General features: G+C 55.7%; 10 protein-coding genes, 1 tRNA gene and 3 pseudogenes. 5 read left to right on the top strand and 9 right to left on the bottom strand.

Features of this window, described 5'->3' with window-relative positions; translation table 11 throughout:
- Positions 1-526, top strand: a 526-nt coding sequence (locus tag AC2FMY_RS14960; RefSeq protein ID WP_496807643.1) for a transposase, incomplete at its 5' end; no start/stop codon positions are given.
- 78 nt (positions 527-604) lie between these two features.
- On the opposite strand, the gene AC2FMY_RS14955 is transcribed toward AC2FMY_RS14960, so the two are convergent.
- Together AC2FMY_RS14955 and AC2FMY_RS14950 are read right to left on the bottom strand one after the other, a co-directional pair.
- Complete coding sequence (locus AC2FMY_RS14955) at positions 605-1,603, bottom strand: HupE/UreJ family protein (RefSeq protein WP_496748319.1); 999 nt, start codon at positions 1,601-1,603, stop codon at positions 605-607.
- The gene (locus AC2FMY_RS14950; protein ID WP_496748318.1) at positions 1,600-2,430 is read right to left on the bottom strand and encodes a peptidyl-prolyl cis-trans isomerase; all 831 of its coding nucleotides are present in this window, start codon (positions 2,428-2,430) and stop codon (positions 1,600-1,602) included. Before AC2FMY_RS14950 ends, AC2FMY_RS14955 begins: the two co-directional genes overlap by 4 nt.
- A 330-nt stretch (positions 2,431-2,760) precedes the next feature.
- On the opposite strand from AC2FMY_RS14950, the gene AC2FMY_RS14945 reads away from it, so the two are divergent.
- On the top strand, positions 2,761-4,716 hold the full coding sequence (locus tag AC2FMY_RS14945; RefSeq protein ID WP_496748317.1) for a DUF3604 domain-containing protein: 1,956 nt from the start codon (positions 2,761-2,763) through the stop codon (positions 4,714-4,716).
- 145 nt (positions 4,717-4,861) lie between these two features.
- Here the strand turns inward: AC2FMY_RS14945 and AC2FMY_RS14940 are convergent, their stop codons facing one another.
- From AC2FMY_RS14940 to AC2FMY_RS14920, 5 genes and pseudogenes are all read right to left on the bottom strand, one after another.
- Positions 4,862-6,112 carry an adenylate/guanylate cyclase domain-containing protein gene (locus AC2FMY_RS14940; protein WP_496748316.1) on the bottom strand — a complete coding sequence of 417 codons (1,251 nt, stop codon included), beginning with the start codon at positions 6,110-6,112 and terminating at the stop codon, positions 4,862-4,864.
- Positions 6,109-6,498, bottom strand: coding sequence for a response regulator (locus tag AC2FMY_RS14935; protein WP_480752124.1), 390 nt, complete (start codon positions 6,496-6,498; stop codon positions 6,109-6,111). Before AC2FMY_RS14935 ends, AC2FMY_RS14940 begins: the two co-directional genes overlap by 4 nt.
- A complete protein-coding gene (locus AC2FMY_RS14930; protein ID WP_496807642.1) occupies positions 6,473-10,696 on the bottom strand; it encodes a GAF domain-containing protein in 4,224 nt (1,407 codons plus the stop codon). The genes AC2FMY_RS14935 and AC2FMY_RS14930 overlap by 26 nt, the downstream gene beginning before the upstream one ends.
- 141 nt (positions 10,697-10,837) lie before the next feature.
- A pseudogene (locus AC2FMY_RS14925) lies at positions 10,838-11,257 on the bottom strand (DDE-type integrase/transposase/recombinase); the annotation flags it as partial.
- A gap of 33 nt (positions 11,258-11,290) precedes the next feature.
- Positions 11,291-11,935: pseudogene (locus AC2FMY_RS14920) on the bottom strand (IS6 family transposase).
- Here AC2FMY_RS14920 and AC2FMY_RS14915 point away from each other — a divergent pair.
- Together AC2FMY_RS14915 and ypfJ are read left to right on the top strand one after the other, a co-directional pair.
- Complete coding sequence (locus AC2FMY_RS14915; RefSeq protein ID WP_496807644.1) at positions 11,858-12,070, top strand: hypothetical protein; 213 nt, start codon at positions 11,858-11,860, stop codon at positions 12,068-12,070. The pseudogene AC2FMY_RS14920 and the gene AC2FMY_RS14915 sit on opposite strands and share 78 nt — an antisense overlap.
- An 11-nt stretch (positions 12,071-12,081) precedes the next feature.
- A complete protein-coding gene (gene ypfJ / locus AC2FMY_RS14910; RefSeq protein ID WP_496807641.1) occupies positions 12,082-12,753 on the top strand; it encodes a KPN_02809 family neutral zinc metallopeptidase in 672 nt (223 codons plus the stop codon).
- A gap of 167 nt (positions 12,754-12,920) precedes the next feature.
- Here ypfJ and AC2FMY_RS14905 read toward each other — a convergent pair.
- A pseudogene (locus tag AC2FMY_RS14905) lies at positions 12,921-13,431 on the bottom strand (IS6 family transposase); the annotation flags it as partial.
- Here AC2FMY_RS14905 and AC2FMY_RS14900 point away from each other — a divergent pair.
- The gene (locus tag AC2FMY_RS14900) at positions 13,412-13,765 is read left to right on the top strand and encodes a hypothetical protein (protein WP_496746564.1); all 354 of its coding nucleotides are present in this window, start codon (positions 13,412-13,414) and stop codon (positions 13,763-13,765) included. The pseudogene AC2FMY_RS14905 and the gene AC2FMY_RS14900 sit on opposite strands and share 20 nt — an antisense overlap.
- Positions 13,766-14,181: 416 nt before the next feature.
- Here AC2FMY_RS14900 and AC2FMY_RS14895 read toward each other — a convergent pair.
- Positions 14,182-14,271 (bottom strand) — tRNA-Ser (locus AC2FMY_RS14895).
- Positions 14,272-14,302: the final 31 nt, after the last annotated feature.

The following is a 14,302-nucleotide window of genomic DNA, read 5'->3' as shown; positions in this document are numbered from 1 at the left end:
GGCGCAGATCAAGGCGCATGAGAAGTTGGGAACGGATGGGATTTTCACTGAAGTTGATGCTGAACTGAGGGAGCTGTTGGATCGGCAGATCGGTAAATTGGAAGATCAGATTGCGCAGACCATCGCCGCAGATCAGGGCCTTGCAAAAACCGCTGATATCTTGCGTTCTGTCCCTGGGATTGGCCCCGTTGCCAGCACTATTCTGATCGCGGAAATGCCCGAACTGGGCCAACTCTCGGGAGAACAAGCTGCTGCGCTCACGGGCCTGGCTCCCATTGCTCACGATAGCGGTGCGATGCGCGGCAAGCGCGTCATTGGTGGCGGACGGCGACAGGTACGACACGTCATGTTCCAGGCTGCTCTGGTCGCGAGTCATCACAATCCGCATCTCAAGATCTTCGCAGATCGTTTGCGTGACGCAGGCAAACCACACAAAGTCATCATCACAGCAGTCGCTAGAAAGCTCGTTACAATCGCGAACGCACTCCTAAAATCTCGGCAAAACTGGTCGGCTCAGACCGCCTGAGAAATACAGTTGCTAGTGCTTGCGAGTCCGCTTTTGATCCGGTCACATCATCAGAGCCCCGACTACTTCAAATCGCATTTAGAACCCTGCAATCCGGTCGATGACCCAAAACGCGGCCAAGCTCCCGATGCCGTAGCTGGCTACGCGCTCAAGCTGTCCTGCTCGGTCTTTGATTGCCGGATAGGCCTGTTGGACCGCGAAGCCAACTGCCAGTACCACAGCGACAAACAAAATCTGGCCGAGTTCCACGCCGATATTGAAGGCAAACAGAGCCACCGGAATATCGCCTTCGGGCAGGCCGATTTCCCGCAGGGCCCCGGCGAAACCCAATCCGTGAATCAAGCCGAAGGTAAAGGAAACCGCCCATGGGAAGCGCATCGTCAGTGGATCGCGCTCTTCCGGTCGTTGCGACAACTCGAAAGCGAGAAACACAATCGAGAGCGCGATCACTGCTTCGACAGGTGGCGACGGGATGTTCAGCCAACCGAGCGTCGCCGCGGCCAGGGTTACACTGTGGGCAATCGTGAATGCCGTAATCGCCCAGAACAGTCGCCCGCGCCCTGGGATCAACAGCACAAGAGCAAAAACGAACAACAGGTGATCAACGCCCTCCAGAATGTGCGTCACCCCAAGCGCAACGTAGCTGGTAATGATGTCGAGAACCCCCTGGTTCTCCGGCACTTCAAACGCGGTTTCGGAGGGCGTGAGGCGATAGACCTGCGTCCGGCCGGGTTCCAGTTCATACCGAACCAAGGTTTCCGTGCGGGTCTGGTCGAGGCCGGCGATTTCGATCACACCGCCATTCAGTCCGCCTGGGCAGGTCGTGACCCAAGCCGTTGTCCAGGCCCGCCCATCGAAGATCGGCTCTGCAGGTGGCTCGTGCGAGCAATTCTCTGGTAGGCGCGCCTCGATTGGCATCGGCCGACCTTTCACATCTGGTGTGCGCCAGGTTACGCGCCAGCGCTCCTGCCCGAGCGAGGCAAGCTCAAGATACCCGGGATCGAGTGCGTGGGCCGAAGCGGAACCCGGCAAACAGGTGGCTAGGACAACAATCAGGGCGGACAGGAGTCGGGTCATTGGCTCAGCACCGTATCGGCATCGGGCAGGCTGACCGGGTAACGATCCAGAAGTGCCTGACCGAAAGCCTCGCTCATTTCCTTCATTCTTTCGGCAAGCCATTCTGCTTTGACGCGGTCCCGGATGTCCCGCAGCGGCGGTAGCGCCGCGTCCTCCCTGTCAATCACTCGTACCAAGTGCAGGCCGTACCCGCTTTGAACCGGGCCGTGCCATTCTCCGATGGGCATGTCCTCGAGGGCCACGTGAAACCCATCTCCGAATGTCCGGCCGATCACCGGTGCGGGCGACATCGACAGGCTTGGCGGCAAAAGGCTTGCAGCCCCTAATGTCCAAGGGTCAGCGCCGCTGTCTAGCAAGGCGAGAACCTCTGAAGCCTCGCTTTCCGGTGGCAGGATGATGTGCTCAAAGGTAAAGCGCGCTGATCGCGTGAACCGGTCCGCGTTGTTGTCCAGATAGGCCTGGAGCGTGACGTCGTCGGGTTCCAAAGTGGCAGCGCCTGATTCCGCCAGATAGCGCATCTTTTGGTGCAGCCGTTGCCGGATTACTGCGTCCTCCCGGTCCAGCCCGAGGGCCAGCGCCTCGCGGACATTAACCTCTTCCAGGGCCCAGGACCGCATCAGGTGGTCGAGTTCTGTTGCTGTCGGTGAGCGGTTCCAGGTTGCGGTAAAGTTTTGCACCAAACGGTCGGCGTCGGTCTCTGTCAGAACAATGGCATCAAGCGCAGGGGCAGTTGCATCGTCCTCGACCACCCCGTAGCCGACAAAAATCAGCGCACCGATCACAAAGAAATGGACGAGGGGAGAAAAGAAAAAATATCGCGGAGTCATCTGGTTTGCATTCAAAAGGGTCGTTTATCCGCTAGGCTTTCTGCTAAGCAACGAAATTGCAAGGCTTTCCGCGACCAGTACAAGTCCTATGAGGTTGGATGGCTGGCGAGACTCGTCCGAACAAATGGAAACCGTGGTTTAACCATGTGCCTCGATGCGGTTTCGACCCGCGATCATATTCCAATTTGAATAAGTGTTCGATTCTGCTAAGTTACGATCATTGAAGCCTACGATTGTCATTGGGTGGCGTAGAAGGGATGCATCTTTCCTACTGCTGCTCAGGCCTTTTTGTCGGACACATCCGGACAGAAACTAATAGGAAAGCGTTTCATGAATTTGTATCGGCCAAACTCCCCCAGAAAAGCGGCAATCCTGATGACGACGGCGTTTTTGTCTTGGGCCTTGCCCTCCGCTGCGCAGGAATGGACGCCTTCACCCGATCAGCTTGCCGATTCCTACCCCGCCCCGGCCTACTCGCCCTATGCCGGGCGCAGCTTTCCGGAACGACCGCTTTGGGGGGACACGCACCTGCATACTGGTCAGTCGATGGACGCAGGCGGCTTCGGCGCGCGCCTGACCCACGAAGACGCTTACCGCTTTGCCCGTGGTGAGGAGGTGACCGCTTCATCAGGTCAGCCCGTGCGCCTGTCGCGCCCGCTCGACTGGCTGGCGATCACCGATCATTCAGACGGCATGGGCATGATCATTGACGCCTTGGCTGGCAACCCGTCGGTGACGCGTTACGAACAGGGGCGGCGCTGGTCCGAAGGCTTCCGCGCAGGTGGACAAACCGCAGTGGAAACCGCGCTGGACCTGATCGGAACGGTGTCGCAGGGGGCAATCGATGTCGATCTCTTCAACAACTACATGCCCGGGGCCCGGCGTTTCGCGACAATCTGGTCAGACAACCTGCGCACCGCCGAACGGTTTTACGATCCCGGCGTCTTCACTCCGATGCTCGGGTTCGAATGGACGTCTCTTGTCGCTGGCAACAATTTGCACCGCAACGTCATCTTCCGCGACGGCCCGGCGCGCGTCGGGCAGGTCGTGCCGATGGTGATGACGCCGCCATGGGGCAGCCCTGACCCTATGGATCTTTACGCGTATCTCGACGCCTATGAAGACAAGACCAATGGTGCCGCGCTTGCGCTTGCACATAACGGCAATCTTTCCAATGGCGTCATGTTCCCTGTGGACACCCGCTTTGACGGTTCTGCGGTTACGCAGGAATATGTTGACGCGCGCGCAAGGTGGGAACCCCTTTATGAGATCACTCAAATAAAGGGTGATGGCGAGGCGCACCCTTTCCTGAGTCCCAACGACGAGTTTGCGGATTTCTACAACTGGGATGTTGGTAACCTTGACCTGTCAGAAGCCAAGACCAATGACATGCTTGCACGGGAATACGCTCGTGAAGGGTTAAAAACCGGGTTGGCCCTAGAGGCAAAATTCGGCACCAACCCATATAAGTTCGGCCTGAGCGGCGCAACTGACAGCCATACCGGTCTTGTCACGGCCGAAGAGGAAAACTTTTTCGGTAAACACACCGGGTACGAACCGTCGGCCGAACGCTTGCAGCATCCGTTCATGAAGAATGAGAATGGTGAACTCTTCGCATGGCAAATGCTGGCCTCGGGCCTCACCGCGGTCTGGGCAGAAGAAAATACGCGCGAAAGCATCTTCGACGCCATGGCCCGCAAGGAGATCTACGCAACGACCGGGCCACGCATCGCAGTACGGTTCTTCGGTGGCTGGGATTTTGTCGCTTCCGACCTGAACTCGCGCATTCCCTCGACGGTCGGCTATGCCAAGGGAGTACCCATGGGCGCCGACCTAATGGCCGCGCCCGAAGGCGCCACGGCGCCGACCTTCATGGTAGCGGCCTTGCGAGACCCGATTGGCGCCAATCTCGACAGGGTGCAGATCGTGAAGGGCTGGCTGAACGCGGATGGCACGACGGACGAAACGGTCTATGACGTTGCCTGGTCGGGCGACCGCCAGGCCGGTGCCGACGGAAAGGTTCCCGCTGTGGGCGACACGGTCGATGTCGCGTCTGCAAGCTGGAACAACACGATCGGTGCCTCGGAGCTTGCAAAGGTGTGGACCGACCCCGATTTTGATCCGTCACGTCCGGCCTTCTACTATGTCCGCGTGCTGGAGATCCCGACGCCGCCTTGGTATGTCTACGATGCTTTCCGTTACGGGATCGAGATCCCCGACGGGGCTCCCACATCGCAACAGGAGCGTGCCTACACCTCTCCCATCTGGTACACACCGCAGGGCTGATGAAAGCCGACGGTTGGTGTCTGCCGGATGACTTCAGAGATGGTTTGAAAATTGCGGAACAGGTTCGGATCCATTGTCGCAAAACGCCAGGAATCTGCCGGGCCCGCTTCAATCGGTTTCCTTAAGACATGGGCGAAGGGGCGCCTCAGGTCAGCTCGATACGAACCCCCGATTCACCGTTAAGCAAACGCTTTAGGTGAAAGCTTGCAAGTTGATCACATGAGCGACTTCCAACCAGTGCTGCAAAGGCAGGTAGCGCTTCTGCATTCCCCGCCTCAAGCATAGAAAATGCCATCAAATAGTCGCGTGTGCCTGTGCAATTCCATTGGTCTTTGGCCAATGCTTCGAACGCGTCCACAATGTCTGAGCGCCCCCTAAGTGCAAGGCTGCCGATAGGTCTGCCTTCGAAGTTTCGCGCCCGTTCCGCCAGACCTGCGCTTACGCATATTCTGGTTCCGAGTGTTTTGTTGGCTTGTTCCAAACGGGCGGCGACGTTCACCGTATCTCCATATGCTGTGTAGTCGAAGAACCTTTCACCGCCAAAGTTTCCCACAATTGCGGGCCCGGTGTGAGCGCCAATTCTTGTGGCGCCGACCAATATCCCTTTCCCTTCCCAGGCTTCGCGAAACCGTTCCGCTTTGTGGTCCAGCGCCAGAGCGCAGGCCACGGCCCGGTCGGCGTGATCGGGTTGATCGCCCGGGGCACCGAAAAGAATGTGCATGGCATCACCGACGATCTTTGTGACCGTCCCTTCATGAGCGAAAACGATGTCGGTCATACCCGTAAGATATTCATTCAAAAGGGTTTCCAGCTGAACGGGCTCAAGTGTTTCGGCCAAACTAGTGAATGAGGCGATATCGGTAAACAGGATGGAAACCTCCCGCCATTTCCCGGAAAAATCAGCTTCGTTCCCTGTCCTTGCCAATTGTTCGGCAAGGTTCGGGGAAAAGAAGCGAGACAAAGACGCATAGGCATTTTCAGCCATGGCTTGGCGGCGGTGGGCCTCGCGCAGAATTTCATCATACCGAACGGTTTTGGCGATCGTCGTTTCAAGGTCGGCAAAGTCGATGGGTTTGATCAGAAAATCGAACGCGCCGCGGTTCATGGCAGTGCGAATATTCGACATATCTCCGTAGGCCGAGACAATGATGGTGGATAGACCGGCTTCTCTTTCTTGCAACTCCTGCAATAAAGTCAGGCCGTCCATGCGTGGCATGTTGATGTCGGTTACAACCAGGTCGACAACTTCGTCGCTTCCAACTATTTCCAAAGCTTCGATGCCGTCGCGCGCGAACACGAAGCTTATCCCTCCATCCCGTATCTGGCGCCGAAATTTCTGCAGGACCAGAGGTTCCAGATCCACCTCGTCGTCGACAAAAAGCACTCGCGGCGTCATGCGGCTTGTTCCACACGCAAGCGGATTTCTTCACGCAGGGATGCAAAATCGATCGGCTTGGTCAGAAAGCCCTTGGCGCCTTTTTCCACTGCCAAGCGCCTGGTTTCGGCATCTCCATACGCTGTGATCATGAACACCGGGACATCCGGTCGGGCGGCGCGCACTTTCGGTAGCAAATCCAGACCGCTCATGCCGGGCATATTGATGTCGGACAAGATGAGGATCAGCATTGCATCATTTATGCTGCGAATTGCGGCCAAGGCTTCGTCGGCACCAAGAGCGAACTGCATGGCGAATTCACCCGCCCGCAACTCCTTTCGAAACTGTTGGCGGAACAGGGTTTCGATATCGGCTTCGTCGTCAATCACGAGAACGAGCAAGTTCATGTCTATCCCCCTCAACGGCAGTTCGGGGCAGAATGACTCGAAACTCGGTAAACTTCCCCGGTTCGGTTTCCACCTCGATCCTACCACCATGTTGTTTGACGATGATATCGTGACTGATTGAAAGACCAAGGCCAGTGCCCTCTCCAGCCGGTTTGGTGGTGAAGAAGGGCGAAAACAATTTCTCCTGCACCTCGCCCGTTATCCCGGTGCCGTTGTCCCGAATGGCGATTTCAACGCAGTCCCCGAGGTTTCTTGTGGATGCTTTCAATGTTGGTTCATAAACATGATCCGTTTGATCCGCTTTTCGTTTCATTGTTGCGTAAAAACCGTTTGAAATCAGGTTCAGAAGAACACGCGTAACTTCCTGCGGGTATAGATCCACTGAGCCTGCGTCTGGCGCCAACGAACGATCGATTGTTATGTTGAAGCCCTGCCGCTCGGCGCGGGCTCCATGGTAGGCAAGGTTCAGACTTTCCTCGACGATGGAATTGACGTCGACAACGCGATGTTCATCGGACCTCTGTCGGGAATGAAGCAGCATGTTCTTCACGATCGAGTCGGCCCGCTGACCATGTTGCACAATCTTTTCCAGATTGCCGCGCAGCATGTCCGCAAGTTCCCGGATATCGTCCGCTGCCTCCTTGTCGGCTTGCAACCCGTCAACCGCTTCCTTTAGTTCGTCTATGAGTTCGGTCGAAACCGAAGCGAAGTTATTGACAAAGTTGAGCGGGTTTTTGATTTCATGCGCAATTCCGGCGGTCAGTTGACCCAATGAGGCCAGCTTTTCGGTTTGCACCAAACGATCCTGAGTTGCGCGGAGATCGCTCAGCGATTGCTCCAACTCCCTTGTGCGCGTCTCTGCGTCGTCGAATAGGCGAACATTCTCTATGGCGATGGCCGCCTGGTCTGCAAACGTGCCGGCAAGTTCGATTTCTTTTTCGTTGAACGGGTCCGGCTCAAACCGGGTCAGCAACAATACACCGATAGCGCGGTTTTCGCGCAGCATCGGCACGGCAAGGATCGTGCGGTACCCTCCCAACTCCCGACCTTCCAGAAAGGTGTATTCGCGGTCATTCATGATATCGGGAATATGAACAATACGACGTTCGATCAGGGCCCTACCAATCGCCGTGCCACGTTCCTGCTCAGTTGGCATGATTCTGACAAATTCGTTGAATTCGGCGGAAGTCCCAAAGCTTGCCACCCGACCGAATTGACCATCCAGTTCCCGGGCAATTATCCCCTGGTCGGCGCGGCATAGCCGGGCCGCAGCTTCGACGAGGGTTTGGAGCACATTGGTCAAATTGAAAGCCGAGCGGGAAATCACCTTGAGCACATCCGCCGTAGCGATTTGTTGATCCAGAGACTCCCTCAACTCAAGAGATCTGGCCTCGACAGTATCGAACAGCTCGACATTGTTGATTGCGATCACCGCCTGGTCAGCGAATGTCGAAACCAGATCAATCTGTTTTTGCGTGAATGGTCGATTGGCCTCGCGCTGCATAGTTATGACGCCAATAGCCGTACCATCGCGAACCAGCGGAACCGCCAAAACGGCGCGGCGTCCCGCGTGGCCAATAATGCCCTTGTCATAGTCCGGATCGGCGGCAGTGTCCGGGACATGCACAGCGCACAATTTTTTTGCTGCCCTGGCCGTCACCGACCCTTGTTGTCCGGGTTTGATGGGATGCGATTTCAAATAGTCTGTCAGGCTTTCAGATGCCTTGGTTTTTAGGTGTGCCACCAGTTTGTATATGCCATTGTCCAAACGGAAAATATGTGCGTCATTGGCGTGGCATAGCCGCTTTGCAGTACTAACGATGGCATCGAAGACAGGCTGAATTTCATTGGGTGTCCGAGAAATGACACCCAATACATCGCTCGTGGCAGTTTGGTAGTCCAACGTTTGTTGAAGTTCGTTGGTTCGCGCCTGAACTTCTTCGAACAACCGCACATTCTCGATTGCGATAACTGCTTGGTCGGCAAATGTCGTTGCAAGTTCGACCTGTTTCTCAGTGAAAGGTCGAACCACGGTGCGAGACAAGGCCAGAATTCCGATTGTCTCGCCGTCGCGCAACAACGGGACTCCCATGACAGACCGGTACCCGGCGATTTCCTGTAACTCTCCCCACGAGTATTCGCTGTCTTCCAACACGTCGACAATCTGAACCGGCTCGCGAGCTTTTGCGGTTCGACCGATCATCGTACCGGGGCCAGGGGTCACATCCAAAGGCGATAGGAATTCTTTTATTTTTGCATGCGACGTCTCGGAAAAACCGAAGCTTGCGGAAAACCTGTAGATGTCGCCGTGCCGCCGAAAGATCCACGCATTCTCGGCCTCGCACAGGGTTGCTGCGGAATGGGTCAACGTGTCGAGCACTGTCTGCAAATCGAAAGCAGAGCGCGATATCACTTTTAGCACGTCCGCTGTCGCGGTCTGTTGCTGCAGCGATTCACGTAATTCTTCCAACAACCGGGCGTTTTCGATGGCGATCATGGCCTGATTGGAAAATGTCCTGAAGATACCCAACTGTTTGTCAGACAAGGGCCCGGGTTTTTCCCGGATAACGCTCAGAGCGCCAATCGCCTCATCATCACGAACCAAGGGAAATACCGTGATAGCGTTATTGCCACTGGCTAGAAGATTTTGGGCGCCTGCCTTCAGATCGTCAGGGGCTTGCGCAGCGTCAGATATGTCGACCAAACGTTTTTCCAGGAATGCAACACTATGAAGATACTCATGCGACAGCGGGATGGGGAAAACACCGCGAACCGCGGCCTCGTCCTCGTCATTCGATGCTGCGATGGCCACAACGTGAAGTTCTCGATCCTGCGGCTTTGCTATCGTAACTTTACAGCCTGGAAATAACTTGAGACCACTTTCGACAATCTCTTCGAACACTGGTTGCGCATCCGATAACGAGCTGGATATGACCGCCAGTATGTCGGCTGTCGCTGTTTGTTGTTCCAAGGCATCGGCAAGATCGCGGTTGCGCAACTCCACTTCCCGAAACAGGCGGGCGTTCTCGATCGCGATCACTGCTTGATCCGAAAAGTTTGAGACCAGTTCGATCTGGCGCTTATTGAATGGCTCGACCTTAGACTTGACCACTGTAATGACACCAATCAGATGATCCCCTTTCAACATCGGAACACCCAAGAGCGTCCGGCCTTGATAACGTGCCGTGAGTTCGCTCAGCTTGTATTCGGGATCGTTCAGTGAATCTTCGATCTGCACCGCTTGGCGTTCGAGAGCGGCCCGGCCCGCAACCGACCCTCTGTCCAATGGCAGAGGATGATCCCGAAGATACTGCTCCTGGCCTTTTGGCATGCCTGTACCTGCGGACGCCAATTTCAAAAGGTTCGCTTCAAGAATGAAGGCGTGCGCCCGTTCCGCACCGCAAAGCCGTTTTGCAGTGTCGACCACGGTTCCAAGCACTGGTTCGGGATCAAATGACGTCCCGCTGATCATCTTCAAAAGGTCGGATGACGCTGCCCGTTGAACGCGTGCTTCTGCCAACTCGCTGTTCCGCTCGGCCAGATCCGTTTCAAGCTCCAAGGTTCTGGAGAGCAGACGAGATTTCTCGATGACCGCCGCGACCAAATCGGCGAACACGGAAAGATGGCTTGTCGTGGTCTTATTGAAATCGCCCCCGTCACAACGGCCGACAACAATAGCGCCGGATGGATGTCCGTCGCAAACTATGGGAACCGAAAAAACACTCCGAACATCAACAGCGTCGACAAAATATCCTGACATTTCAATGCTACTCTGGACGTCCTGAATAAAAACGACCTCTCCCTCCAAAAGCTTATCTTGTATGGAGTGGTTGTGCAAAATGGCGTTCAAAAGGCTTTCGAAACCGCTTTCGGTTTCTGAAGAACCTGCGCAAGTAGCGGCGGGCCATAACTTTCTTTCCTTCACTAGCAATATGCATCCACACTCTGACCCGCTGTCCATCACAATTGCTTCGATGATCTTTCCAAGAGCTGTCAGGAAGTCTGCATTTTCCTGCGAGGCGCCGTCTATGACACCGACCAAACGGTCATCCGAAACGCTCCCAAGAGCAAGATCGTGGGACAGGACCCGAGACCCCTGATCCGTCCGCGCAGCAACTGCGAGCGTGTCTTTTTCTGGATTCGTGCCTTTTTCTTTGCGGGAACGTCCCGCTTTGCAGTTGTTGCCGGAATGGCCCATACGTCACCCCATATGAAGGTAATGACCAAGTTTGCTAATCCGGGATTGTATCACACGGAGTACTTTTCAAAGAAACAATTGTGCCGAGGGTGCTGTCAGACGACTTCGAACCAGTCTCTGCCAAGACAGTAACGCTGTCCCTTATGCCGCGCAGAAATCGCGCCACTCGGCGAGAGCGGCGGTACGGTTTTGCTTGAAGTGGTTTCGCTTCGAGAGGCTGCGATCCTGGTTGAAGTGGTTGAAGATGGAGGCGTGAACAGCTACGAATTTCTGCAGACTTCGCATCTGCCTGAAGCGTTGCATTGCTCGTTTTCTTCTTCGAAACGGCAGGTGTGAATTCTCAACGCGGTTGTTGAGCCAGCGACCGCACGCCTGCAGATCATCGCACCCCAGATCGCGAAGTGCAGCCTTGTATGAAGCGAACCGATCGGTGACTAGGACCTCTGGTTGACCATACCGCCGCATCAATCTCCTGAACATTATCAATGCAGCGCGCTTGTTGCGCCGCTTGGTGACAACGCTTTCCAGCACTTCACCTTCGGGTGGTGTTAGACGGATGAGAACTAGTCTCAGCTCGGACAGTAACCCTGCCCTTTATGCCGCAGCAAGTTGATGCCACTCGGCTAGAGCGGCGGCGCGGTTGAGCTTGAAATTCTGTCTGCTGGTGAGGCTGCGCTCCGAGTTGAAGTGATTGAAGACCGAGGCGTGGACGGAAGCAAATTTCTGCAGACTTCGCATTCGCCGAAAGCGTTACATTGCCCGTTCTCGTTGTCGGAATGGCAGATGTGAATTCTCGGCCCTGTTGTTCAGCCAGCGACCCGTTTCCTGCCTGTGAGCATTGCCGTTGTCTTTCATCGACGCACCGTAGGACCGGAGTTGGTCGGTTACCAAGACATCAGGACGACCGTGACGCTTCAATGATTTCCTGAGGAATTTCAATGCCGCTTTCCTGTCTCTCGTCTTCGTGACGTAGCTTCCCAGAACCTCACCTTCGTGATCGACGGCCCGCCACATGTAATGACGGTCGCCGTTGATCTTCACGAACATCTCATCCAGATGCCATCGCCACTGCGGCCAGTCGCGCATCTGTTCGACGCGTTTCTTGCGGATCTCGGATGCGAACATCGGACCGAAACGGTTCCACCAGAACCGAACAGATTCGTGACTCACATCAATACCTCGCTCGTGCAGAAGATCCTCGACATTCCGCAAAGACAGCGGAAACCTGACGTACAACATCACGGCCAGCCGGATGATCTCGCGGCTTGTTCGAAAGTAGCGGAACGGGTTCGGATTCGTCATGACCAGACGCTACAAAACCGCCCTGCCCGCCTCAAGCGCAATCCCTCTGACAAGGCCGCGGTGCCGGATTGATTGTGGTCCTCGTGATCGGTCTGCTTTTTGGTGGTGATGTCACGCCGTTTCTGGGTGGCGGGGATCAGGTCGCCCCTCCGCAGGCAAATGCGCCGGTGCAGATTGACGATGAAACAGAGGAGTTTGTTGCCGTTATCTTGGCCGATACCGAAGCGATCTGGTCCGATATATTCCGAAACTCTGGCATTCAATATACGCCACCGGTTCTGGTCCTGTTTGCGGGTCGCACTCAATCTGCCTGTCGGCGTGCCATGTCGGCAACCGGACCGTTCTATTGCCCCGTCGATCAGCGTGTTTATCTGGATACGTCGTTCTTCCAAGTGATGGAACAACGTCTGGGTGCGCGCGGAGATTTTGCCAAAGCCTATGTGATCGCCCATGAGGTCGCACACCATGTTCAGAACAGTCTGGGACTTCTGGAAAAGGTCAACCGAACCAAAAGCCAGTCCAGCCAGGCACAGGCGAATGCTCTGTCCGTTCGCGTGAAACTTCAGGCGGATTGCTACTCCGGTTTCTGGACGCGGGCCATGGATCAACGGTTTGGAGTGCTGGAGCCGGGCGACATTGAAGAGGCGCTCAACACGGCTGCCGCCATCGGAGATGACGCGCTGCAACGCGCCCAGAAGGGTGTTGTGGTACCTGACAGTTTTACGCATGGCACCAGCGCACAACGGCAAAACTGATTTTACCGCGGCTACAAATCCGGAAACCCCAACAGCTGCGATACCTTCGCGGTACGACAACTCTGACCTTCAAGGGAAACGAATGAAATCCAGACTGATAGCAGCTATCAGCCCGAGGTATTGCCAAGTTATTGACCTAAGCATGTAAGGTATTGGCGAAGGCAGGTTCAGGCTGTCATTTCCGCAGTGCAATCGTTCCAGAGGTTGAAGGCGTCGGAACGAGCGTGGCGGTATGAGTTTGCGTTGAGTTGATATCGGCGGGGACGGAAGATCAGGTTGATTTGGTCATGCGCGGACAGAAATCTCTGAGCCTGCAGGTGAAACTTGAACTTGCCGAATAGCTTCTCTCTTTTGCGGGTTGCTCAGTGCGAGACTTCGATCGCGTTGTTGAGACCTTTGTGGGTGCGATGGTCAGCGTCCGGTGCCAGTGTTTTGATCGGTTTGACATAGCTGCGCAGTTTGTCCATCGCCCGGCAGTGCATTGCGAATGCAATGTCACGAGAGCGGGATAACGACCCTGGGTTCGCCGAATTTGGCAACCGGCCCTCTGAAGAAGCGCTTTGCAGCTTTGGCATTTCGGCGAGTTTGCACGAGAATGTCGAGCACGTCGCCATTGGCGGCGATCGCATGCCACAACCAGTGCTTCTTGCCACGGATCATGATCACGACTTCGTCCAGCCACACCGCACAAACCGAGATCGAGGCTGGCAGCCGCAACGCACCCCGCCCCGATCCAACCCTGATCCGCGCCCTGCGGGATGCCGATGCAATGCTGGACCGGGATATATCTGGAGCACCGATCCTCGAGGCTGCCCCGCCCACACCACATCGCCGCCGCCTCAACCGTCTGGCTTTTCTTGCCCCTGATCTGCAAAAGGCAATTCTCGAGGGCCGGCAGTCAAAAGAAATGACCCTCGCCCGGCTTATGAAGCACGGCATCCCACATGCCTGGACCGATCAGCACCACCTGTTTGGCTCCCCGCTGGCACCCGAAGCGCATTCCGCACCCTGACAATGGACAACCACATGCACCCGGCATGGACCTGAAACCACCTGTTATTGCCACTAATTCACCTGTTATTGCCACTAATTCACCTGTTATCGCCACTAAATCACCTGTTATTGCGCTTTAACAGGAAAGTGGATTTTATCCATCGCAAGCCCATGTAATCACACGATAGTTTCCAAGGCGGCAGCCGCCAATCCTCGGTTTCGACCTGTTACTAGCCTCAAAAAAGCAGAATTTCCCTGTTCCTGACCAAACTCACCCGGCCTCCCGGCAGCAAAGACCGGCGCGCAAACACGCCCCAAAACAGCCCGGAGAACCGGCGCATAAACTCAAGAAGAACAGGAAACGGCGGCAAATACCACGCCGTTTCAGAGGCTTGGAAAGCGCGCAGGCAAACAGATAATTGTTCGGGGTCTGGGTGGCGGAGAGACAGGGATTCGAACCCTGGAGACGGTTTCCCGCCTACACACTTTCCAGGCGTGCGCCTTCGACCACTCGGCCACCTCTCCATGCCGGGGTTATTTGGACGATTGGATTGGA

It is taken from the genome of Ruegeria sp. YKSE079, from assembly GCF_059612845.1.
This window is presented reverse-complemented; position numbering and strand designations above follow the sequence as displayed.